Below are 22,276 nucleotides of genomic sequence, written 5' to 3' on the forward strand. Positions count from 1 at the left end.
CCCGTCACTTTCGCGGCGGGCCGATCTCGGTGTCCTCGGAGCGCCGGGGCGGCTGCGCGAGGTCGGCCGCGAAGCGGCGGTTGAGGGCGAGCCTCGCCCGGCCGAGGGCGGTGCGGGTCTCGGGAGGCGTGACCCCGTCGTGTTCCGGCCGGTCCCCCATCCTGACCGCCGGGGCCGGGCGCGGGTCGGTGATCGCGGCGGTCTCGGCGGAGGTGAGCCGCCGTTCGACCTCGACGTACCGTCCACTCGGGAGCCGCCTGACGACACCGGTCTCCAGCCCGTGGGCGACGAGGTCGGCGTCGCGCCGCTGGAGCCCCAGGCAGATCCGGTAGGCGACGGTGTAGGCGAGCACCGGGCCGAGCAGGACCGCGATCCGGAAGATCCAGGTGGTCCAGTACAGCGGGACGTGGAAGGTGTGCGCGAGGACGTCGTTGCCGCCCGCGATCCACAGGACGCCGTAGAAGGTGACGCCGGCGGCGCCGATGCCGGTGCGGGCGGGAACGTCGCGCGGCCGGTCCAGCAGGTGGTGGATCTGGTGGTCACCGGTGACCCACCGCTCCAGGAACGGGTAGAGCGCCAGGCCGGTGAACAGCAGCCCCGGGACGACCAGCGCGGGGACGAGGACGCTGAGGGGCAGGGTGTGCCCGAACGCGGTGACCTCCCAGGCGGGCATCATCCGCAGCGCGCCCTCCAGCCAGCCCATGTACCAGTCGGGCTGGGAGCCCGAGCTGATCGCGCCGGGGTCGTACGGGCCGAACAGCCAGACCGGGTTGATCTGGAAGAACGTGGCCAGCAGCGCCGTCGCGGCGAAGACCCAGAGGAAGAACGCGGTGGTCTTGGCGATGAAGACGGGGAAGAACGGGTAGCCGCGGACGGTCCGGTTGCCGCTGCCCTTCCCCGGGAACTGCGTGTGCGTCTGCCGCCAGGTGAGCACGATGGCGTGCAGCGGGATGAGCGCGAGCAGGATGCCCGGGATCAGCAGGATGTGGACGATGTACAGGCGCGGGACGATGAGGTCGCCGGGGAACTCGCCGCCGAACAGGAACATCAGCGCGTAGCTGCCGACCAGCGGCAGCGAGACGACGACGCCCTCCAGGATGCGCAGGCCGGTGCCCGACAGCAGGTCGTCGGGCAGCGAGTAGCCGAACAGGCCGTTCAGCATGACCAGCACGAACAGCCCGATCCCGATCAGCCAGTTGAGCTCGCGCGGCTTGCGGAACGCGCCGGTGAAGAAGTTGCGGAGCAGGTGGACGCAGATGGCGGCCATGAAGATGATCGTCGCCCAGTGGTGGATCTGCCGGACCAGCAGCCCGCCGCGGACGTCGAAGCTGATCCGCAGGGTGGAGGCGTACGCCTCGCTCATCCGCACCCCGCGCAGCGGCTCGTAGGACCCGTCGTAGACGACCTCGGCCATCCCGGGCTTGAAGAACAGGGTCAGGAACACCCCGGTCAGCAGGATGATCGCGAACGCGTACATCGCGATCTCGCCGAGCAGGAAGCTCCAGTGGTCGGGGAACGCCTTGCGCATCGACGTGCGCAGGAACGCGGCTCCGCCGAACCGCTCGTCCACGGCCCGGCCGAGTGAGGCGAGGGCCCGGGGCGGGGGTTGCGGACGTTGCGACCGAGGGGACACGGCGTGTTCTCCTTGCGGTGCGAAGGGGGCCCGCGGACGGGCGGCATCGACATGAAGACCGGACGAGCCCCCCGATTCGTGACATCGAGCCCGGCCGGGCCCCGCGCCGCCGCAGCCGCGCCGGGCCCGGCGCGGCTGTGGCCGCAGCCGCGCCGGGCCGCCCGGCGGCGCATCGCGGCATGGGCCGATTTGGCGACCGGCGGACGCGAGCCGGTGCGCCCGCCGAGCGGTGTGCGGGGGAAGGCACTCCGCCGAAGGTCCCGAATATGATTCGAACCCGGCGTTTATCCCGGGGCTTTCACTAGTTGAATCGTCATCTGCGGGCGGGCGGTTGAATCCGCACCTGGACGGGGGTCCGGAGCCCACCGAGGTCAAGGATCCTTGGCGTGTTGTCGCGGGGCCCGCCATTGCCGTGGTCGATACGATGAACGCACCGCATTCACCGCTCTCCCACTTTCCCATTGTCTTCATCTATTCGGGCTTTTGTGCGCCCGGCCGGGACGGTAATTCCAATATGAGCACCATTCTTCTCACCGGCGCGTCCGGCGTGGTCGGCGGCGCCCTGCTGCCGCGGCTGCGCGGCCACCGGGTCATCGCGCTGACGCGGCGCAGGGCCGTGTCCGGCGTCTCGCTGCGCGGGGACGTCTCGGCGCCGGGGCTCGGTCTCGGCGGCGCCGAGCACCGCGGCCTGCTGGGCGAGGTCGACACCGTCGTGCACTGCGCGGCCGTCACCGACTTCGGCGTCGGCGCGGAGCGCACCAACGAGGTCAACGTGCTCGGCACCGAGCGGATCCTGGAGTTCACCGCCGCCGCGGGCGCCCGGCTGGTGTACCTGTCCACCGCCTTCGTCACGCGCGAGCGGGAGGCCGCGGACGCGGCGTCGCCGCTCGCCTACGTCGCCTCCAAGATCGCGGCGGAGGAGCAGGTGCGGGCGGCGGGGCTGCCCACCGCGATCGTCCGCCCGTCGGTGGTGATCGGCGATTCGGTCACCGGCGCGCTGGCGCCGATCCAGGGGTTCTACGCCTTCCTGCGCTCGGTCCTGCGCGACCAGGTGCGCGGGGTGGTGCCGTGCGGGCCGGGCGACCGGGTCGACTTCGTCCCGAGCGACGTGGTCGCGGGCGCGCTGGCGGCGCTGGTCGATCTGGCGGCGACCGGCGAGTTCTGGCTGACCAGCGGGGAGCACGCGCCGACGGCGCAGCGCCTGTTCGAGCTGGCCGAGCACGCGGCGGCGCGCGGCGGGCGGCGGCTGGCCCCGGTGCGGCTGGCCTCCACCCGGACGGCCCGGCGGCTTGCGGGGGCGGCCCGGCCCGGCGGGGCCGCCGGGGACCTGCACGGCCGGCTGGCCGAGCTGCTCGGACTCGCGGTGATGTTCGACGGGGCCGCGCCGTTCCCCACCTCACTTGGAACGATCCAAGGAGGCCCGCCCGCGCCCAGCACCGAGAGCGTCGAGGCCGCCTTCCTGGCGGCCCTGGACTACATCTCCCGCGAGCACGTCCGGCCCGTTCGCGGCCCGAGGCCGCCCGCACCCCGGGCCGCCCTCGCCGGCCGGACCCCGGTCGCACCCGGCTGACGCACCGGCTGCCGGAGGCCGGCGGTCCTCGTTCCCACGAGGCCGCCGGCCTTCGTGCTGCCGGGACGATCCCGTCCGCGCCGGGCGCCGCGCGCGGCCATTGCGATCCGCATACCTGCCCGGGTGCCTCCCTAGAGACTGCCCGGGGAATCTAGCTGGTTCATGCATATTCGGCCGGATGTCGGGGGGCGCGGCTATGGGGGACTTTGGGGCGGACGACGCGGCGGCACACCGGCGAGGGGCCCCGGGCGCGCACAGCGTGGGGGCGTGAGCATGTGGGAGTACTCATGCCGCGACACCGCCGTCGACCTGGGCAGCACGACCGTCCGGATGCACGTCCGGGGCCGGGGTGTGGTCGCCCGCGAGCCGTCGGTCCTGGCGCGGTCGCGCAGTAGCGGCCGGATCCTGGCGCTCGGGTCGTCCGCCCAGGAGCTGGCCGGCCTCACCGACGAGGTGTCCCTGATCGAGCCGATCCGCGACGGCGCGCCCGCCGAGCCGGACGAGACCGAGTACCTGCTGCGGCACCTGGTCCGGACGCACCACCGGCGCCGCTACACCGCCCGGCCGCGGATGGTGGTGGCGGTCCCGAGCGACCTCACCCCGCTCCAGTACGAGGCGGTGGAGTCGGCCGCCTACCAGGCGGGCGCCCGGCAGCTCGAACTGGTTCCGACGCCGCTCGCCGCGGCGGCCGGCAGCGGGCCGGCCGGCACGGGCGCCGACGTGATGATCGTCGCCGACATCGGCGCCTACATCACCGACATCGGGATCATCGCCTTCGGCGGCCTGGTCAGCTCGCACATGGCCAGGATCGGCGGGGCCGCGCTGGACCGCGCGATCGTCGCCCACGTCCGGCGCGAGCACGAGGTGCTGCTGTCCCGCGCCGCGGCGGAGGCGGCCAAGCTGGCGGTCGGGAGCGTGGCGCCGCGCGGGCGGCAGCGGACCCGGCAGGCCATGGTGCACGGCCGCGACCTGGCCACCGGGCTGCCCCGCCCGGTGGTGCTGACCGCCGCGGAGATCAACCGGGCGATCGCCGGCGCGATCGCCGCCATGGTGGACGCGATCCGGATCGGGATCGGCCGCTGCTCGCCGGAGATCTCCGGCGACCTGATGAGCTCGGGCCTCACCCTCACCGGCGCCGCGGCGCGGCTGCCCGGACTGGACCGGCTGATCGGCACGGAGACCGGGCTGCGGACGCGGGTCGGGGAGGACGCCGCCGACGCGGCCGTGCTCGGCGCGGCCGAGTTCCTGCGGCACGGCGTCCCGCGCGGCGGGCGGTTCCCGCTGCGCAAGGCGCGCGACGGGGTCTCGATCGGCGTGTGGCCGACGCGGAGATGCCAGCCCCTCACCTGATCTCGGAGCCGCGGGGCGGCGGCGCGACGCGGTGGAGTGACGGCGGCGGGTGCTGGTGGGAGGGCTCGTCCGAGCTTCTTTGATCTTGGGCGGAATGTCGGCGATGTTCGCTAGGCTCTCGCGTGGCGAGACCGTAGCGCAGAGGTCGTCGCGCCCAAGCCGCGAGCTGGAGGACGTCGGTTCGAATCCGACCGGTCCCGCCCCGATCCGTGAGGAGTGCCGTGCCGACCACCCCCGCCCCGGTCGAGACGCCGGAGGAGGAGGCGGCCGTCCCCGACCCGGCCGAGCTCGCCGCGTGCCTGCGGGTGCTGGAGCGGGCCCGCGCGACCAACCCGGACGACCCGCGCTGGCAGCCAGTGCACCGGGCCGCGTCGCAGGTGCACCGGGCGGGCAAGAAGGCCCGCAAGGCGTCCCGCGACGCCGAGCGCCGGCGCAGTGATCTGGACGCGCTCGCGTCCGCCACCCGGTTCCAGGAGCAGAATCCCGAGGCCGGGACCGGCGGGCCGCGCGAGATCGGCGAGCCGGGCGGCGGTGGCGGCGCGTCCGGGCGGGTGCTGGCCGCGTCCCGGCGCTGCTACGTGTGCAAGGCCCCCTACCGGGATGTGCACGCCGACTACCACCTGCTCTGCCCCGAATGCGCCGCCGAGAACACGGCGCGCCGGCACGCGCGCTGCGATCTGCGCGGGCGGCGCGCGATCGTGACCGGCGGCCGGGTGAAGATCGGCTTCCAGGTCGCGCTGAAGATGCTGCGCGACGGCGCGGAAGTGCTGGTCACGACCCGGTTCCCGCGCGACGCGGCGCGCCGATACGCGGCCGTCCCCGACGCGGCGGACTGGCTCGGCCGGCTGCACGTCCACGGCGTCGACCTGCTCGACCTGCCCGGGGTCGCCGGGATGCTGGAGGCGGTGCACGAGCGGTTCGACCACCTCGACATCCTGGTCAACAACGCGGCGCAGACCATCCGGCGGCCCGCCGCGTACCACCGGGAGGTCCGCGCGGCCGAGTCCGAGGCGCTGGCGGGGGCCGCGGCGGCGATCGACGTCGCCGAGGGCGGCCGGGCCGTCCTGGAGGCCGGGATGGCCGCCGATCCGGCCGTGGTCGCGGTGCGGGACGGCGCTGCCGAGGCGCTGTTCCCCGCCGGGCGCACCGACGAGACCGGCCAGCCGCTGGACCTGCGCGACCGCAACAGCTGGACCCTGCGGCTGCACGAGGTCGACCCGGCCGAGTGGCTGGAGGTGCAGATGGTGAACGCGTTCGCCCCGTTCCTGCTCACCGCGCGGCTGCGCGGCCTGCTGGAGTCGGCGCCCTCGCCCGACCGGTACGTGGTGCAGGTCTCGGCGATGGAGGGCAGCTTCTCCCGCGAGGGCAAGACGGTGCGGCATCCGCACACCAACATGGCCAAGGCGTCGCTCAACATGCTGACCCGCACCGCCGCCGCCGACTACGCGGCCTCGGGCGTCCACATGAACAGCGTGGACACCGGCTGGGTCACCGACGAGCGCCCGCACCCCGGCAAGCTCGCGCAGCGGGAGGCCGGGTTCCGGCCCCCGCTGGACGTCATCGACGGCGCCGCCCGGGTGTACGACCCGATCGTGCGCGGCCTCGGCGGCGAGCGGATGTCCGGACTGTTCTTGAAGGACTACCGACCGGTGGAATGGTGAGCATGGAACCCACGCCCGTACGCTGCCCGGCGATCGAGCACCCCGACGTGCCGCTCGCCGACCCGGCCGCGCTCGACCCGCTGCTGGCGCGGCTGGCGGCGCCGGCACCCGTGACGGCCGACGAGACGTTCCCGCTCGGGACGCTGCGCGCCGACGGGCGGGTCGACCTGTGCAAGCAGGGTCTCGGTGCGGAGGGGGTGGCCCGGGTGGTGCCCGCCGCCACCGCGTCCCCGCACGCGGCGCACCTGCTGCTCGGTACCAACGCGATGGGCGGCGCCGGGGCGCGGACGGTCGCCGCGGCGCTGGAGCCCGGCCACGGCCTGGAGACCCTGTACCTCGGCTGCAACCGGATCGACGCGGACGGGGCCGCCGCGCTCGCCGGGCCGCTGGCCTCGGACGGCACCGTCCGCGCGCTGTGGCTCAAGCGCAACCCGGTGGGCGACGCCGGGGCCCGCGCGCTCGCGGCGATGCTGCGCGCCAACACCGCGCTCCGCACGCTCGACCTGGTCAACACGGGGCTCGGCCTCGACGGCCTGCGCGCGCTGCTGGACGCCCTGACGCGGCGGGACCGGCCGCTCGAGCGGCTGTTCCTCGGCGGCAACGGGTTCGGTCCCGAGGCCGCCGACCTGCTGTCCGCGCTGATCCGTGACGCGGGCGTGCGCGAGCTGTACCTGCCCGCGAACCACCTCGGCGACGCGGGCGTGGCCGTCCTCGCCTCGGCGATCGGCACGGGGTCGGGGTCCGGGGCCGATGAGGGCGCCGGGCCCGTCCGGCTCGGCCTGGGCGGCAACGGCCTCGGCCCGGCCGGGGCGCGGGCGCTCGCCGGGGCGCTGGCCGGGATCGAGGCGCTCGACCTGGGCCGTCCGCCGTCGGAGCGGGCCCTCGGGGCGCCGCCCAACGCCACCGGCGACGACGGGGCGGCGGCGCTGGCCGAGGCGCTGCCCGGCAGCCCGCTGCGCCGCCTCGAGCTGCGACACACCGGCCTCACCGGCCGGGGCGCCAAGACGCTGCTGGCCGGGGTCGCCGCCGACACGCGGCTGGAGTACGTGGGGCTCGGCCCGGGGGTGCCGCGCAAGGTCAAGCGGGCCTTCGCGCCGCGGCTGCGCCCCGCCGCCGGAACCCACCCCGACCTGCACGCGATCTCCAGCGTCTACCGGTGACCGCGGGCACGAACCCAGTGACCGCGGGCACCAACTGGGCGGCCTTCAACACGGCGGGCACGAACTGGGCGGCGTTCGTCACCGATGAGCTGTCGGACTGGGAGCGGATCCGCCGCTACGCCGTGCCGCGCCGGATGATCGAGCTGGCCACCGCGCGGCGGGCGGCGGGCGACTGGCGGGGCGCCTGCACGGCGGCGAACATCGACGTCGCCTTCGACGTCCACGCCGTCGCCCGCGAGCACGGCGCCCAGGTCGCCGAACGGCTGAGCACCGACCTGCTCCACCTCGCGCCGGACCTGCTGCGCTGGCACCTGCCGAGGGCGCTGAACGGCCGGACGACCCTCGGTCCCGGGCTGGCCCTCGTCCTCGCCGACTACGACGAGCCCGGCGAAGGCGGGCCGGGCGCGGGCGGGCCGGGCGCGGGCGGGCCGGGCGCGGCGCGACCCGGGCCGGCCGTCCTCCAGGTGCTCACGCCCATCGGGGTGGACGGGCACCAGCGGCTGGTCCTCCGGTTCGGCGACACGGGGGCCGACGAGCAGCGGGCCAATCCGGACGCCCGCACAACGCTCGACTGGACCTCCGCGCGGGCCCGGTGGGACGTCCGGCGGACCGGGGAGCTGCTCGCGGCCTGCGGCGGTGACGGGCGGGCACCGTTCTTCCAGGCCGACGGCACCCCGCTCACCGCCGCCGAGCTCCCGTCCGCCGCCCCCGGGCCCGGCGACGCCACGGCGCTCACCGAGTGGGTCGCCCTGCTCCACCAGCGCGGCGACCTCGCCGCGGCCTTCGACGTCCTCGGTTTCGACCTGCCGCCGTCCGCCGACGGGACACCCGCCGAGCCGCCGCACGAACTGTGGGGTCTGCTGCGCAAGGCGAACCTGGCCGTCGTCGCCCGCGAGGCCGCCCGGCTGGCGGACCTCAAGGGCGCGGACAGCGTGCAGGCCACGTTCGCCCGGCGCCGACGGCTGATCTTCGAGACCGGTTCGGGTACGCGGCGTCCGCGCGTCCGGCCCCTCTCCGGAGGCCCCCCGCACCGCGACTGGCCCGCGCTGGCCGACCACCACTGCGCCCGGCTCCCCGACCTCGAACTGCTGCGCGCGGGCCGGATCACCCCGGAGCGGCTGCACCCGCTGGTCCGCGCGGCGCTGTTCCCCGGGCGGCCGGCGGCCGAGGGGCCGGTCGGCCCGCCTGGTCCTGAGGCCCCCAGGTCTGTGCGGGTCCGCTGCCAGGGCCGCGGGTGGCACGAGATGCGGTTCCGTGGCGGCACCCTGACCATGCCGCACACCGATGAGGAGCGGGAGCGCGAACTCGCGCTGCTGGCGTTCGGCGGCGCCCTGTCCGGATGCTTCGGCGCCCACCGGGCCTGGACGTCCGGTCGGGGCAGGCTACCCAAGGCGCTGCTCGCGCAGCGGCGGGAGCTGTTCCAGCGGGCGCAGCACGGCGACACGGCCGGAGTCCTGTGGCTGCTGGACGCCGGGGTCGATCCGAGCGTCCGCAACGGCCGCAGGCAGACCCTGCTGCACCTCCTGCACCTGGTCGACCACGAAGAGCTGCTGCCCAGGCTGCTGAAGGCCGGGCTCGGCCTGGAGGACCTGGACCACCGCGCGTGCACGCCGCTGCACTCGGCCGTGGGCTCCCGCGGCTCCCCCGCCCTGGTCCGCGCGCTGCTGGCGGCCGGGGCGCGGATCGACGCGGTCGACGACAACGGCGCCTCGATCAACAACATGATCCACGCCTTCCGCCGGAAGGACCTCGACTTCCTCAAGGAGCGGATCGACCGGGAGCACCCCGGCATCGGCGTCGAGGACTGGGACTATTACGACGTGGACTGGGAGGACGACCAAGAGTGAGCGCCGATCTCGAGGCCGCGCAGGCGCCGCCGGCGGAACCGTCCGCGCCGCCGCCGCCCGATCTGCTGGCCGCGGCCGACGACCTGAACCGGCGGACCCGGGCCTGGCGGACCGAGCCGGCCCGCAGCCCCCAGCTCGAGGCACTCGCGCTGGCGGTGGCGGCCAACATCCCCGTCCTGCTGTGGGGTGAGCCGGGCATCGGCAAGTCGGCGGGCCTGGAACGGCTCGCCGCCGGGCTCGGGGTGCCGCTGGAGACCGTCATCGCCAGCGTGCACGAGCCGTCCGACTTCGCCGGGCTGCCGGTCATCGGGGACGACCCGGCGGCGACCGGGGTGCCGATGGCGCCGCCCGACTGGGCGGTGCGGCTGGCCCGGTCCGGGCGCGGGATGGTCTTCTTCGACGAGCTGTCGTCGGCGCCGCCCGCGGTGCAGGCGGCGCTGCTCAGGGTGGTGCTGGAGCGGCGGGTCGGCAGCCTGACGCTGCCCGAGCCGGTCCGGGTCGTCGCCGCCGCGAACCCGCCGGCGAGCGCCGCCGACGGCTGGCATCTCAGCCCCCCGCTGGCCAACCGGTTCGTCCACCTGCACTGGACGCATCAGCCCCGGACGGTCGCGCGCGGCATGGCGGGCACCTGGCCGGAGCTGACGGTCCCGGTGGTCGACCCGGGCAAGGTGGCCTCGTCGGTCGCCCGCGCCCGCGGCACGGTGTCGGGGTTCCTCACCGCGCGGCCGGGCCTGGCGCACCACCTGCCGGCCGACGCCGAGGCGCGGGGCGGCGCGTGGCCGTCGCCGCGCAGCTGGGAGATGGCGCTCCGGCTGCTGGCGACCGGGTACGCGACCGGCGCGAGCGGCGAGGCGCTGTCGTCGGCGCTGATCGGCGCGATCGGGGACGGCGCCGGAATGGAGCTGCTCGCCTACCTGGAGGAGCTCGACCTGCCCGATCCCGACCGGGTGCTGGCCAACCCCGACGCGTTCGCGCTGCCGGAGCGCGGCGACCGGCAGCTGGCGTTCCTGACCTCGGTGGTCGCCTCGGTCCAGGGCGAGCCGACCCGCCGCCGCTGGGAGGCGGGCTGGACGGTGCTCGCCAAGGCCGTCGACGCGGGCGTGCCCGACGTCGCGGCCCGCGCCGCCGCCGACCTGGCGGTGCTGCGCGACACCGACTGGCCCGTGCCGAGCGGGATCGACGGGTTCGTGGACCTGCTGCGGCTGTCCGGGGCGCTGCCCGGCGGCGGGTGACCGTGGACGCCGCCGAGCACGGCGCCGGTGACCTCGCCGGGCGGGAGCCGCCGACGCTCGACCGGACCAAGCTGCTCGCCGCCCGCTACCGGGCCGCGGAGGACCGGCCCTACCTCGCGTCCGCCCTGTACTCGCTGTCGGTCGTGCCGAGCGCCCTCGTCCCGACGATGGGCGTCGACCGGCACTGGCGCTGCTATGTATCGCCCGCGTTCGTGGCGGCGACGCCCGTCCCGGAGCTGGCCGGGGTCTGGATCCACGAGGTGTCGCACCTGCTCCGCGACCACCACGGGCGGGCCGACCGGCTGCCCGCCGCCGACCAGCGCGACCACGCCCGGGTCAACATCGCCCAGGACTGCGAGATCAACGACGACCTGCTCGCCGACGGGCTCCTCCTCCCGGCGGGACGGGTCGAGCCCGGCGACTTCGGCCTCCCGGTCGGCCTGCTGTTCGAGGGCTACCTCGCCGGCATCCCGCCCCAGCCCCGCCGCGTCGACTGCGGCTCGGGCGCGCACGGGCGGGCGGCCCCCTGGGAGCTCTCGGGGCCGGACGGGGCGCCGAGCGTCACCCCGGTCGAAGCCGGGGCGCTGCGCCGGTCCACCGCCGAGGCCATCCGCTCCCACGCCCGCTCCCGCGGCAACCTCCCGGCGGGGTGGAAGCGCTGGGCCGACCAGATCCTGGAGCCGGTCGTCGACTGGCGGCGGGTGCTCGCGGGCGCCGTGCGCGAGGCGGTCGCGTGGGCGGGCGGCGCGGTCGACTACACCTACCGGCGCCCGTCCCGCCGCACCCCGGCGCTGCGCGGGGTGGTGCTGCCGAGCCTGCGCCGCCCGCTGCCACGCGTCGCGATCGTGATCGACACCTCCGGCTCGATGGGCGAGGACGAGCTCGCGGCGGCGCTGGCCGAGGTCACCGGGGTGCTGCGCGAGGTCGGCGTGCGCGGCGAGCGGGTCAGCGTGCTGGCGTGCGACGCCGACGTGCACGTGGTGTCGCGGGTGACCTCCGCCGAGCAGGTCGAGCTGGGCGGGGGCGGCGGCACCGACATGCGGGTCGGCATCGCCGCGGCCCTCGCCCAGCGGGACCGGCCGAACGTGGTCATCGTCCTCACCGACGGCTACACTCCGTGGCCCGGCGAGACGCCCTCGTGCCGCCTCATCGCGGCGCTCATCGGCGCGGGCGCGCCCGCCCCGCCGGACTGGGTGGAGACCGTACGGCTGGAGGAGCCTTCATGAGCGACACCGCGCACGACGTCACCGCCCCGGGCGCGCCGCGGCTCCAGGAGGTGTCGGACGGCGTCTTCGCCTACCTCCAGCCGGACGGCACCTGGTGGATCAACAACACCGGCTTCCTGGTCGGCGGGCGCGGCGTGACCAGCGTGGACGCCTGCTCGACCGAGCGGCGCACCCGCGCCTACCTGGAGACGATCCGGTCGGTCACGCCGCGGCCGGTGCGGACGCTGGTCAACACCCACCACCACGGCGACCACACCTTCGGCAACTACCTGTTCGAGGGCGCCACCATCGTCGGCCACGAGGCCACCCGCGAGTGCGCGCTCGGCTGGGGCAGGCCGTTCGACGCTCCGTTCTGGACCGAGGTCGACTGGGGCGACGTCGAGCTCGAACCGCCGTTCCTGACCTACACCGAGGGCGTCACGCTGTGGGTCGACGACCTGCGGTGCGAGGTCCGGGCCGCGGGCATCCCGGCGCACACCACCAACGACTCGTTCGTGTGGATCCCCGAACGGCGGGTGCTGTTCTGCGGCGACCTGCTGTTCAACGGCGGCACGCCGTTCCTGATGCAGGGGTCGGTCGCCGGGGCGATCACCGTGCTGGAGGAGGTCGTCGCGCCGCTCGGCGCCGAGACCATCGTCCCGGGGCACGGCCCGGTCGCCGGCCCCGAGCTGATCGGCCAGGTCCTGGGTTATCTGCGGTTCGTCCAGGACACGGCCGCGGCGGCGCGGGCGGCGGGGCTGACCCCGCTGGAGGCGGCGCGCGAGACCGACCTCGGCGAGTACGCCGGGCTGACCGACCCCGAACGGCTCGTCGGCAACCTGTACCGGGCCCTCGCCGAGCTGGACGGCGCGGAGCCCGGCGCCCGGATCGACCCGGTCCCCGCGCTGACCGACATGGTGGCCTTCAACGGCGGACGCCCGCTGACCTGCCGCGCGTAGCCCCGGCCAGGTACCACTACTCACTGGTAACCGAGTAGCCGAGCGGATGTCCCGGCCCCCGGCCGCGCGCGACGCTGGTCGGTATGGACGGATTGTACGCATTCAAGCCCTGGTACGCCGCCCGGCTGGGCGGGATCCGGGCCGCGCTCGTCCGGCGCCGGGTCTCCCCTGACGCGGTCACCGCCGCCGGAGTCGCCGCGGGCGCCGCCGCGGGCTGCGCGCTCGCCTTCACCGCGCCCGGCCCGCTCGCCGGACTGCTGGTCACCGCGCTGCTGGCGGCGCGGCTCGGCTGCGCCAACCTCGACGGCGCGCTCGCCCGCGAGACCGGGCGCGGCACGCCGTGGGGCTCGGTGGTCAACGAGCTGGGCGACCGGGCCGCGGAGCTGGCCGTCCTCGCGGGCTGCCTCGCGCTCGCCCCGGCCTGGCTGGTGGCCACGGCGGCGCTCGCCGCGACGCTGCCGTCCTGGGCCTCGCTCGCGGGCGCGGCGGCCGGCGGCCCGCGCCCGCAGGGCGGACCGGTCGGCAAGACCGAACGGTGCCTGCTGCTCGCGCTGATCGCCTTCACCGGCTGGGCCGTCCCCCTCCTCGCGGTGCTCGCCGCCGGGTCGCTGCTGACCGCACTGCTCCGGCTCGCCCGGCTCCGGAGGTCGTTGTGATCCCGTCCTTCTCCGCCCTGCCGGCCCCCTACCTGGCCGGGGCGTTCGCCGTCACCGGCGTCGCGGTCTGGCGGTCGGGCGACCGCGAGCTGGTGCGGCGCTGGCTGAGCTGGCTGGCGATCGTCCCGATCGTGGGCGGCGCGTTCCTGCTCGGCGCGCCCGGCGCAGCCGCGCTCGCCTCGGGGGTCGCGCTCGTCGCCGCCGCCGAGTACGCCCGGCTGGCCCGGCTGCGCCGGGCCGACCTGGCGGTGATGGCCGCCGCACTGGTCGCCTTCCCCCTGACCGCGTGGCTGGCGCCGGGGCACATGCTGCGGCTGCTGATGGCCGCGCTCCTCGCCGTCGCGCTGGTGCCGGTGCTGGCCGGGGACGCGGGCGGCGGCGCGGACCGGGCCCGGGGCGCGGTGTTCGGGGTGGTGTGGCTGGCGCCGCTGAGCGGGCTGGTCCTGCTCGGCGAGCTGGCCCTCCCGCTCTGCGCGGCGATCGCCGTCGCCGACGTCGCGGCCTGGTGCGGCGGCAAGCTGCTGCGCGGCCCGGCGCTGTCGCCGCTCAGCCCGGCCAAGCGCTGGGGCGGGATCGCCGGCGGCGCGCTGGGCGGCGTGGCGGTGCTCGCGCTGTTCGGCGCCGCCACCCCCGCCACCGTGCTCGCCGTCGCCGCCGGGGCGCCGCTCGGCGACCTGCTGGAGTCGATGCTCAAGCGCGGCGCCGGGGTCAAGGACGCCGGCAACTGGCTGCCCGGGTTCGGCGGGCTGCTCGACCGGATCGACTCGCTGCTGGTGGCGCTGGCCGTCGCGCTGGTGCTGTCATGATCGCCGCGCTGCTCCGCCGGGCCGGCTGGCGCGCCGGGTTCCGGTTCTCCGGGGGCATCGAGGTCGAGGGGTCCCCGCCGGCCGGTCCCTGCGTGATCGTGGCCAACCACTCCTCGCACGCCGACACCGCCGCCCTCCTCGCCGCGCTGCCCGCGCGGCGCCGCCCGGTCGTCGCGGCGGCGGCCGACTACTGGTTCGCCGGGCGCCTCCGGGCCCTGGTGTGCCGGACGGTCGTCGCCGGGTTCCCCGTCCGGCGCGAGCGGGGCGGGTTCGGCGACCTCGCCGGGGCCGCCGCGCTGCTGGCCCGGGGCCGCGCCGTGGTCGTGTTCCCCGAGGGGACGCGGTCGCGGGACGGCGAGGTCGGCCCGTTCCGTTCGGGCGCGGCGCGCCTGGCCGATCTCGCCGGGGTGCCGCTCGTGCCCGTCGGTCTCGTCGGCACCCGCGAGCTGCTCGGCGTGCACGGGCGGCTGCACCGCACCCGGGTGCGGGTCCGCTTCGGCGAGCCCGTGCACGACCTTCAGACCGCCCGCCGGATCGTCCGCGGGCTCTCCCGAGAGGAAGTCACATGCTCGACGACGCCCGATGGGCCGCCGCCCGGCTGCTGCTCCGCACCGCCGGCCGCACCTCCCGCGGCATCCGGATCGGCTACCGGCACGGATTCGACAGCGGCACCATGCTCGACTACGTCTACGAGAACCGCTCCCACGGCGTCCTCGGCGCCGGCCGGCTGATCGACCGCGTCTACCTCAACGCCGTCGGCTGGCGGGCGATCCGCGCCCGCGCCGTGCTCCTCAAGCGGACGCTGCGCGAGGAGGCGGCGCGCCGCGGGCACCCGCTGAAGATCCTGGACGTGGCGGCCGGGCCCGGCCGCTACCTCCAGGAGTTCCTGGCCGAGGACACCTCGCGCCACGCGCACCGGGTGCTCTGCCGCGACCTGGCCCCGGCCGGCCTGCGGCGCGGCGCGGCGACGGCGGCCGAGCGCCGGCTGCTGAACATCGCCTACGAGCGGGGCGACGCGTTCGCGCCTGAGCCGCCCGCGTTCGGGCCGCCGGACGTCATCGTGGTGTCCGGCCTGTACGAGCTGCTCCTGGACGACGAGGTCATCCGCGCGTCCATGGCCTCGCTCCGCGAGCTGCTCGCCCCGGGCGGCACGCTGGTCTTCACCACGCAGACCCGCCACCCGCAACTGGACTTCATCGCCAACGTCCTGCCCAACCGCTTCGGCGAGCGCTGGGTGATGAAGTGCCGGCCGGCCGGGGAGACCGAGGTGTGGGCCAAGGAGGCCGGCTTCACCGACGTCGCCTCCCGCGTCGAGGACGTCGGCCTGTTCGCCGTCACCACCGCCCGCTGACCGCGCCCGCTGACCGCGCCCGCTCACCCCGCCCGTCTCCCCGGCGGTCAGCGCAGCTCGGCGGTGGTGACCAGGCGGATCTGGGCGTCCACCCAGCTCTCGGCGGCCCGGCGCGGGTCGTCGCCGTCGAGCGTAGCGGCGAGCCGCTCGAGGACGCCGGCGGCGGCGCGCAGGCCGACCCGTTCGAGGGTCCCGCGAGCCTGGCCGAGCCGCGCCCGGACCCCGGCCGGGACGTGGGTCAGGCCCCGGTGGGCCAGGTCGGCGCACACGCCGAGCGCGGCCTCCAGCGCCTCCTCCAGGGGATCGGCCGCGCGCGCGCCGAGCCCGTCGAGCGCGGCGGTGCCGGCGCCCGGCGCCAGGTCGAGCGCGACGACGCCGTCCGGGGTCAGCACCGCGACCGGGTCGATCACCAGTCCGCCGCGGGCCCGGCTCACCACGCCGCTGAGGTGCGAGGGCCCGCCCTTCAGCGCCTCGGCGAGGACGTCCAGGGCCGCCGGGGCGTGCGCGCTGTAGGTGGCGGACACGACGGCCGCGGTGCCCGCCGCGTCGGCGACCACCGCCTCCAGCCGCTGGTCGCCCGGGTGGTACCCGAGCGACCGCACCTCGGCGATCTCGACGACCTTGACCAGCTCGGCCTCCACCCGGGGCCGGACGAGGCGGGGCGGGAGCGCGTCCATCGTGTCCTGGAAGGCGCGCAGGTCACGGATCAGCAGGGACGGGGGCAGGCCCGTCCAGGCGCCGCCGAGCGGCGTGACCGTGGTCTTGGCGACCCGTCCGGGGGCGAGCCGCACCACCCGGCTGGCGCTGCGGCTCGCGGTCTCGGAGACGACGTTGGCCGTCGCGATCGCGCGCAGCGGGCCGGCGCCGGAGACCCGCCGCCCGGCCACGTCGCCGCCGGTCAGGGTGGTGCCCTCGGGCACGTCCCAGCGCCGCCTGAGCACCAGGACGACGCCGGTGCCGGCATGCGCGAGGAACACGTCGGCGGTGCGCTCGGCGTCGGTGCCGCCGATCCGGCAGCCGAGCGCGGCCAGCCTGACCCGGCGCAGCGGCGTCTCGGCCGACTCGTTCGTCCCGAGGACCTCCGACCGCGGGCTGCCGCCGTCGTGCCCGCCCGCGCGGTGCCGGGCGTGCAGCTCGGCGAGCAGCGACGCGAAGCGGGCGGGCTCGTAGTCGGCGCGGCGCTCGTGGTAGGCGGCGAGCTGCTCGGCGACGTCCACCATGGCCGCCGCGGGCCAGTGCAGGTCGCCGGCGGTGAGCTCGCGCGCGGAGCGGCGCAGCGCGGTGCCGAGCACCGGGCCCGCGTGCATCGCGCCCTCCATCAGCACCTGGTCGGCCAGCTCCAGCGCGGACTCCATCCCGGTGCCGGACGCCGCGGCGCCGCCGCCGACGTCGATGGCGGCGCCGGTGCCGCCCCGGGTGGACGGCCCGCGCTCGTCCGCCGCGCGGAACGCCCAGACCGCCAGCACGACCATCTCGCCGCGGACGGCGGCCGTGGCGTCGGTGTGGACGTAGCCGAGCTCGCCCGGCACGAGGAAGCGCACCGTGCAGGTCGGCAGCTCGACCTGGGCGACCGGGTCGTCGGCGGTGGACCTGCGGACGCGCGCGGCGTACCCGGCACGGAAGGCGCGCCGCGCGGCGGTGAGCGCCCGTTCGCCGAACACCTTCGCGAGCGCGTCGTCGCCGAACCCCCCGGGCGACCAGTCCTTCGAGGGCGGGCCTGGCCGCGCCTCCCCCTTCGTCGCGGACGGCTCGCCGGGCGCGGTGGTCCCCGCACCGGCGGCGCCGTCGGCAGTAGCGGCCGTGTCGGCGGCGTCGGTATCGGTGACGGCCGAGTCGGCGGCCTCGCGCTGGTAGGCGAGGATGAGGCAGATCCGGTGCCGGCAGATACCGGGCGCCGCGCAGGTGCAGGGCGCCGCCTCCAGGCCGGCGCCCGCCGGGAGCGCCGTCCGCGCGCCGTCGGGGAACACGCCCTCGACGGTGCCCTCGCCGGTCACGGCGACCTGCGGGCCGTTGCCCGCGTCCAGGTCCTTGGCGGCGCGCTTGACCAGGCCGCGGTTGGCGAGCGCGGCGAGCGCGTCGGGCGTCAGCGCGAGCAGGTCGGTGCGGATCATGCGCCGATCCTCTCGGCGACGAACGCGGCCAGCTCGCCCGGGGTCATCGCGCCGACGTGCGCGCCGACATCGGCGAGCCGCTGCGCCATCCCCCGGTCGTAGTCGGGATTGGCGTCCTCGTCGAGCGCGGCCAGCCCGAGCACCTGGGTGCCCTGCTGCACCAGCCGCCGGGTGGCCTGGACCAGCCGGTGGGAGTCGCCGCCCTCGTAGAAGTCGGTGATGACCGCGACGATCGCGCGGCGCGGGCTCTCGACCAGCGTCGCGCCGTACTCGACCGCGCCGGCGATGTCGGTGCCGCCGCCGAGCTGCACCTTCATCAGCAGCTCGACCGGATCGGTGACGTCGGCGGTCAGGTCGACCACCGCGGTGTCGAAGGCGACCAGGTGGGTCTTGAGTCCCGGCAGGCCCCACAGGCACGCGGCGGTCACCGCCGCGTGGATCACCGATCCGGCCATCGAGCCGGACTGGTCGACCAGCAGCACGACCTGCCACTGCTCCAGGTGCCGGCGGGTGCGGGACACGAACCTCGGGTGCTCGATGTAGACGCGCCGCTCGTCCGGCCGGTAGTGCGCCAGGTTGGCGCGGATCGTGCGGTGGAAGTCGAAGTTGCGGGACTGCTTGATCCGGCTGGGCCGGCGCGAGCGGGTGCCGTGGAAGGTCTGCCGGACCTCGGTGGCGAGCTTGTCCATCAGGTCCCGCACCACCGCCTCGACGATCCGCCGGGCGAGGGCGAGCACCTCGGGGTTCATCAGGTGCTTGGTGCGCAGCACCGCGCGCAGCAGCGTCGCATTGGGCTCGATGCGCTCCAGGACGGCGGGGTCGGTGACCACCTCGTGGATCTCGTAGCGCTCGACCGCGTCGCGTTCCAGCCGCTCGATGGTCTCCTTGGGGAACAGCCGGTGCACCTCGTCGAGCCAGTCGACGGTGGTGAGCGCGGACGGCCCGTCGCCGCCCTCCCGGCCACCGGGCTCGCCACCGCCACCGCCACCGCCGCGACGCACGCCGCGGCGGTCGAGATCGGGGTCGCGGCCGTACAGCCAGTCGAGCGCCGCGTCGCGCCCGGCCGCCTCGTCGCTGAGCGCCCCGGTGGAGGGTTCGGCGGGCGACCCGAGGACGAGCCGCCAGCGTTCGAGGTCGGGCGTCGTCACGCCGGCTCCTTCCGGATGAGGCCCTCCTCGTGGAGGCACCGATCTGTCCTGTCCTCCAGCACGCTCGCCTCGGCGATCACCAGGGGGTCGACCGGGGTGCGCAGCAGCGCCCGCGGCGAGCCGCGCACACCCCGGCGCTCGAGCAGGCCGCGGGCGATCGCCTCGCGCTCGCGCGGCGGGAAGAACTCGAACGCCTGGCGCAGCGCGGGCAGCGCCACCAGGAAGTCCGTCGCGGCCAGCCCGGTGATCATCTCGTCGAGGACGGTCAGCACGCCCGCGCCGCCCGCGCCCGCACCCGCTTTGACGTCGCCGTCCGCGCCCGCGCCCGCGTCGCCGGCGCTCAGCACCTCGTCGCGGGCCAGCGCGAAGAGCCCGGCGAGCCAGTCGCCGAGGGTGCGCGGGCCGGACGCGCCCCGGACCGCCCGGACCGGGTCGGCGGCGACGCCGAGCGCCCAGCCGAGACCGAAAGCGGCCCCGCGCAGATCGGGCGGGACGTCGGCGTTCACGCTGATCCGGGCGGCGACGCCGAGCGCCGCGTCCCGGTCGAGGCCGAGCGGCCCGGCGGCGTGCAGCAGCGCGTCGCGGGTCGCGGCGACCGCGCGCAGCCGGTCCAGGTCGGCCGGGGCCGGACCACCGCGCACCCCCTCGATCAGCCAGAGCACCCGGGTGACGCAGCCCTCGACGACGGTGCCGAACAGCAGGCTGCGGGCGGTGCCGAGCAACCGGTCGTGCCGCCACAGGCCGAGCACGGTGCCGAGCACGTGCCCGAGCGCGCCGACGTCGGAGGCGCCCGCGATCCCGGCGGCGATCGTCTCGGCGATCCGGTCGGACTGGTCGCCGCAGCCGCTCAGCGCCGCGTCGAACAGCACCGCGGCGAGCCGCTCCATGTCGGTGCCGGCGCCGGCCATCCGCTCCTCGAGCGCCGCCGCCGACGCGTCGGCGAGGGTCGCGCCGTACGCGCCCGCCTCGATCAGCGCGGACAGCCTCGGCCCGGCCGCGTCGCCCGGGTCGAGCCGCCAGCACTCCTCCAGCACCGGATCGGCGCCGGTGGACGGTCCGGACTGGCGTACGACGCCGGGGATGCGAAGCACCCGCAGCCGGTGCAGGACGCGGCTGCGCCTCAGGCCCCGCTCGTCGGTGAGCTTGAGGGCGACCGTCCCGGCCCGGTCGAGCCCGAGCCGTTCCAGCTCGGCCGCCGCGTCGTGGACGAGCGGCGGAGCCGGGGTGCGCGGATGCAGCCGGCCGACGCGGTCGCCGCTGAGCGCGCCGACCATCTCGGCCACGACCGGATGCGCGCCGGGCGTGAGGGGGCCGCGGTCGGTCCACGGGAGCGGCTGTTCGAGGTCGTCGGTGATGAGCGCGGCGACCAGGCCGTCCAGCAGGTCGGTGCGGGCCGGGGAGCCGTGGCCGCGCAGCCGGGCCAGGCCCTCGGTGAGGGTCCGCGCGGCGATGAGGTCGGCGGTCGAGACCACCTGCCGGCGCTCGCGGAGCCGTGCCACCACGATCTCGGTGAGGCCGTTCGCCGCCGCCTTCGGGCCGTCCTCCCAGAGCCGCTGGTAGTACTCGGGCGACGGCATGCCCGACTGGTAGCCGGTGAACGAGTCGAGCCGCCGGAACGAGTACGGCACCAGGAACCCGCCGCCGGCCGCGCCGTCCGGCGGACTCGGTACCTCGGGCCACGCGGTGTCGCCCGCGGTGGCGGCGAGGGTCTGGAGCGCGGGCTTGTGGAAGCCGCCGGTGACGACCACGACCGGCCGGTCGCCGGCGTCGGCCTCCGCCGCCCTGATCCAGCGCGCCATGTACGCCTCGCGGGCGGTGTCGTCCGGGCCCGCGGGCGACTCGCCGCGCACCAGGTCGAAGTAGGACGCGAGCCGTTCCTCCAGGTCGCCGTCCTGCTCGACCTCGAACAGGTGGTCCCAGAGGGTGTCGGTGTTGTCGACCGCGAAACTGCGGCACAGCCGCGCGCTGACCTCGGCGTACCTCTCGTCGGCGTCGGCGTAGCGGTTGCGCCGCTCGGAGAACGCCGGATGCCACGCGGGCAGGTCGATGAACCGCACCTCGGCGCCGCACGCCCGGCCGGCCGTCAGCGCCACCCACTCGGGCGAGTAGGCGCAGAACGGCGACCAGGACGCGTGCACCCGCTCCGCGTCCCGGTAGTAGCTGAAGATCGCCACCGGCAGGTCGTGGCCGAGCAGCAGCTCGTCCAGCCGCCCGCTGAAGTCGGCGGGCCCCTCGACCAGCACGTGCGCGGGACGGAGCCGCTCGATGGTGCGGGCGACCAGCCCCGCGCAGGCGGGGCTGTGGTGCCGGACCCCGATGAAGGTGACCGCCATCAGCCGGGCAGCAGGTTGCGGGCGGCGTGCAGCGCCTTCCACTGCTCGCCGGAACGGCGCGACGCCTGCTGCTCGAGGTAGCGGCGCAGCCGCACGAGGTCGTCGGCGCTGTCCTTGGCGGCGGTCCCGGCCAGGCACTCCACGATGTCGGCGGCCCGGCCCTGCTCACCGCGCAGGAACCACCCGCGGATGCCGACCGCGTGCGCGACCGACACCGCCTCGGCGGTGCTCATCACCGTCGTCAGCCGGTCCATCGACTGCCCGTTGGCGGCCGTCCCGGTGCGCAGCTCGCGGAACGCGGTGACCAGCACCTCCAGCACGTCGCGGCGCGGCGGCACCCCGACGCCGGACTGCTCCAGCAGCGCGGCGGCCTCGGTCTCGACCAGGTCGAGCTCGGTCGCGAAGTCGGCGATCGGGAACACCGTCTCGAAGTTGAACCGGCGCTTGAGCGCCGCGCTCATCTCGTTGACGCCCCGGTCGCGGGTGTTGGCGGTCGCGATGATGTTGAACCCCTCGCGGGCGAAGACCATCGCGTCCGGGCCGGTCAGCTCGGGAATCGCCAGCACCCGGTCCGACAGCGGCGACAGCAGCGAGTCCTGCACCTCCAGCGGGCAGCGGGTGATCTCCTCGAACCGGACCGCCTTGCCGCCGGCCATGCCGTCGAGCAGCGGCGCGGGCACCAGGGAGCGGGTGGAGGGGCCCTCGGACACCAGCAGCGCGTAGTTCCAGGAGTACTTGATCTGGTCCTCGGTGGTGGCCGCGCCGCCCTGGATAGTCAGCGTCGAGTCGCCGCTGACCGCCGCGGCGATCAGCTCCGACAGCAGCGACTTGGCGGTGCCGGGCTCGCCGACCAGCATCAGCCCGCGGCTGGTCGCCAGGGTCACCAGCGCCCGGTCGATCAGCGACGGGTCGCCGACGAACTTGCGCCGGATCCCGCGCGCGTCGTCGCCGACGATGAAGCGGCGCGCCGCCTCCAGGCTGAGCGCCCAGCCGGGCGGCCTCGGCGCGGTGTCGGTCTCGCGCAGCCGCCGCAGCTCGTCGGCGTACCGCACTTCGGCCGGGGGCCGCTGCACCTGCTCTTGCTCGGTCTTGTCCACGGTCTTCTCTACGGTCATCGGAGTTCTTTCGGTTCTGAGGGGTCAGACGGCGCGCTCGGCCGGCGCGGTGACGGGCACGAGCGCCGCCGCGCCCGACGGGCCGGCCTTCCCGTCGACCGTGCCCCAACCGTAGAGGAGCGGTACGACAGACCACCCG

The 22,276-nt window shown here is 76.1% G+C and carries 16 protein-coding genes, 1 tRNA gene and 1 pseudogene; 13 read left to right on the forward strand and 5 right to left on the reverse strand.

Annotated elements, in window-relative coordinates; translation table 11 throughout:
- Positions 1-4: 4 nt before the first annotated feature.
- Positions 5-1,633, reverse strand: a complete 1,629-nt coding sequence (gene qcrB, locus OHA34_RS08585) for a cytochrome bc1 complex cytochrome b subunit (protein WP_329521273.1) — start codon at positions 1,631-1,633, stop codon at positions 5-7.
- A gap of 514 nt (positions 1,634-2,147) precedes the next feature.
- On the opposite strand from qcrB, the gene OHA34_RS08590 reads away from it, so the two are divergent.
- The 13 genes and pseudogenes from OHA34_RS08590 (at position 2,148) to OHA34_RS08650 (ending at position 15,430) form a co-directional block, all read left to right on the forward strand.
- Positions 2,148-3,203: an SDR family oxidoreductase gene (locus tag OHA34_RS08590; protein WP_285940499.1), complete on the forward strand. Its 1,056-nt coding sequence runs from the start codon at positions 2,148-2,150 to the stop codon at positions 3,201-3,203.
- A 273-nt stretch (positions 3,204-3,476) separates the two neighbouring features.
- Positions 3,477-4,553 carry a rod shape-determining protein gene (locus OHA34_RS08595; RefSeq protein ID WP_329522383.1) on the forward strand — a complete coding sequence of 359 codons (1,077 nt, stop codon included), beginning with the start codon at positions 3,477-3,479 and terminating at the stop codon, positions 4,551-4,553.
- A 127-nt stretch (positions 4,554-4,680) separates the two neighbouring features.
- Positions 4,681-4,753: transfer RNA gene (locus tag OHA34_RS08600), tRNA-Arg, on the forward strand.
- 21 nt (positions 4,754-4,774) lie between these two features.
- Positions 4,775-6,214, forward strand: coding sequence for an SDR family NAD(P)-dependent oxidoreductase (locus OHA34_RS08605; protein WP_329521274.1), 1,440 nt, complete (start codon positions 4,775-4,777; stop codon positions 6,212-6,214).
- A 2-nt stretch (positions 6,215-6,216) separates the two neighbouring features.
- A complete protein-coding gene (locus OHA34_RS08610; protein ID WP_329521275.1) occupies positions 6,217-7,374 on the forward strand; it encodes a gala protein in 1,158 nt (385 codons plus the stop codon).
- A complete protein-coding gene (locus tag OHA34_RS08615) occupies positions 7,371-9,221 on the forward strand; it encodes an ankyrin repeat domain-containing protein (protein WP_285940503.1) in 1,851 nt (616 codons plus the stop codon). The genes OHA34_RS08610 and OHA34_RS08615 overlap by 4 nt, the downstream gene beginning before the upstream one ends.
- The gene (locus OHA34_RS08620; protein ID WP_329521276.1) at positions 9,218-10,453 is read left to right on the forward strand and encodes an AAA family ATPase; all 1,236 of its coding nucleotides are present in this window, start codon (positions 9,218-9,220) and stop codon (positions 10,451-10,453) included. The genes OHA34_RS08615 and OHA34_RS08620 overlap by 4 nt, the downstream gene beginning before the upstream one ends.
- The gene (locus OHA34_RS08625; RefSeq protein ID WP_285940506.1) at positions 10,450-11,679 is read left to right on the forward strand and encodes a vWA domain-containing protein; all 1,230 of its coding nucleotides are present in this window, start codon (positions 10,450-10,452) and stop codon (positions 11,677-11,679) included. The genes OHA34_RS08620 and OHA34_RS08625 overlap by 4 nt, the downstream gene beginning before the upstream one ends.
- Positions 11,676-12,617, forward strand: coding sequence for an MBL fold metallo-hydrolase (locus tag OHA34_RS08630; RefSeq protein ID WP_285940508.1), 942 nt, complete (start codon positions 11,676-11,678; stop codon positions 12,615-12,617). Before OHA34_RS08625 ends, OHA34_RS08630 begins: the two co-directional genes overlap by 4 nt.
- A gap of 83 nt (positions 12,618-12,700) precedes the next feature.
- Positions 12,701-13,273: a CDP-alcohol phosphatidyltransferase family protein gene (locus OHA34_RS08635; RefSeq protein WP_285940509.1), complete on the forward strand. Its 573-nt coding sequence runs from the start codon at positions 12,701-12,703 to the stop codon at positions 13,271-13,273.
- Complete coding sequence (locus OHA34_RS08640) at positions 13,270-14,079, forward strand: phosphatidate cytidylyltransferase (RefSeq protein WP_329521277.1); 810 nt, start codon at positions 13,270-13,272, stop codon at positions 14,077-14,079. The genes OHA34_RS08635 and OHA34_RS08640 overlap by 4 nt, the downstream gene beginning before the upstream one ends.
- Positions 14,076-14,498: pseudogene (locus tag OHA34_RS08645) on the forward strand (lysophospholipid acyltransferase family protein); the annotation flags it as partial. The gene OHA34_RS08640 and the pseudogene OHA34_RS08645, both read left to right, overlap by 4 nt.
- Before the next feature lie 146 nt (positions 14,499-14,644).
- Complete coding sequence (locus tag OHA34_RS08650; RefSeq protein ID WP_329521278.1) at positions 14,645-15,430, forward strand: class I SAM-dependent methyltransferase family protein; 786 nt, start codon at positions 14,645-14,647, stop codon at positions 15,428-15,430.
- A 47-nt stretch (positions 15,431-15,477) separates the two neighbouring features.
- On the opposite strand, the gene OHA34_RS08655 is transcribed toward OHA34_RS08650, so the two are convergent.
- From OHA34_RS08655 to OHA34_RS08670, 4 genes are read right to left on the reverse strand one after another with little or no spacing between them, the layout of a single operon-like run.
- Complete coding sequence (locus OHA34_RS08655) at positions 15,478-17,541, reverse strand: hypothetical protein (protein WP_329521279.1); 2,064 nt, start codon at positions 17,539-17,541, stop codon at positions 15,478-15,480.
- Positions 17,538-18,689 (reverse strand): VWA domain-containing protein, encoded by a 1,152-nt coding sequence (locus tag OHA34_RS08660; RefSeq protein ID WP_285940517.1) that lies wholly within the window; start codon positions 18,687-18,689, stop codon positions 17,538-17,540. The genes OHA34_RS08655 and OHA34_RS08660 overlap by 4 nt, the downstream gene beginning before the upstream one ends.
- Entirely contained in the window at positions 18,686-21,022 is a 2,337-nt protein-coding gene (locus OHA34_RS08665; protein WP_329521280.1) for a DUF5682 family protein, read from the reverse strand. Before OHA34_RS08665 ends, OHA34_RS08660 begins: the two co-directional genes overlap by 4 nt.
- The gene (locus OHA34_RS08670) at positions 21,022-22,137 is read right to left on the reverse strand and encodes an ATP-binding protein (protein ID WP_285940520.1); all 1,116 of its coding nucleotides are present in this window, start codon (positions 22,135-22,137) and stop codon (positions 21,022-21,024) included. The genes OHA34_RS08665 and OHA34_RS08670 overlap by 1 nt, the downstream gene beginning before the upstream one ends.
- Between the last annotated feature and the right edge of the window lie 139 nt (positions 22,138-22,276).

Origin of the sequence: Spirillospora sp. NBC_01491 (assembly GCF_036227065.1) — a bacterium.
Lineage (GTDB): Bacteria > Actinomycetota > Actinomycetes > Streptosporangiales > Streptosporangiaceae > Spirillospora > Spirillospora xylanilytica.

What these genes read in the sequence shown, in the direction of transcription:
- OHA34_RS08590 (WP_285940499.1), top strand. Translation starts at nt 2,148, where the DNA reads ATGAGCACCATTCTTCTCACCGGCGCGTCCGGCGTGGTCGGCGGCGCC.
- OHA34_RS08610 (WP_329521275.1), top strand. Translation starts at nt 6,217, where the DNA reads ATGGAACCCACGCCCGTACGCTGCCCGGCGATCGAGCACCCCGACGTG.
- OHA34_RS08595 (WP_329522383.1), top strand. Translation starts at nt 3,477, where the DNA reads ATGTGGGAGTACTCATGCCGCGACACCGCCGTCGACCTGGGCAGCACG.
- OHA34_RS08655 (WP_329521279.1), bottom strand. Translation starts at nt 17,541, where the DNA reads ATGATCCGCACCGACCTGCTCGCGCTGACGCCCGACGCGCTCGCCGCG.
- OHA34_RS08635 (WP_285940509.1), top strand. Translation starts at nt 12,701, where the DNA reads ATGGACGGATTGTACGCATTCAAGCCCTGGTACGCCGCCCGGCTGGGC.
- OHA34_RS08670 (WP_285940520.1), bottom strand. Translation starts at nt 22,137, where the DNA reads ATGACCGTAGAGAAGACCGTGGACAAGACCGAGCAAGAGCAGGTGCAG.
- OHA34_RS08630 (WP_285940508.1), top strand. Translation starts at nt 11,676, where the DNA reads ATGAGCGACACCGCGCACGACGTCACCGCCCCGGGCGCGCCGCGGCTC.
- OHA34_RS08665 (WP_329521280.1), bottom strand. Translation starts at nt 21,022, where the DNA reads ATGGCGGTCACCTTCATCGGGGTCCGGCACCACAGCCCCGCCTGCGCG.
- OHA34_RS08650 (WP_329521278.1), top strand. Translation starts at nt 14,645, where the DNA reads ATGCTCGACGACGCCCGATGGGCCGCCGCCCGGCTGCTGCTCCGCACC.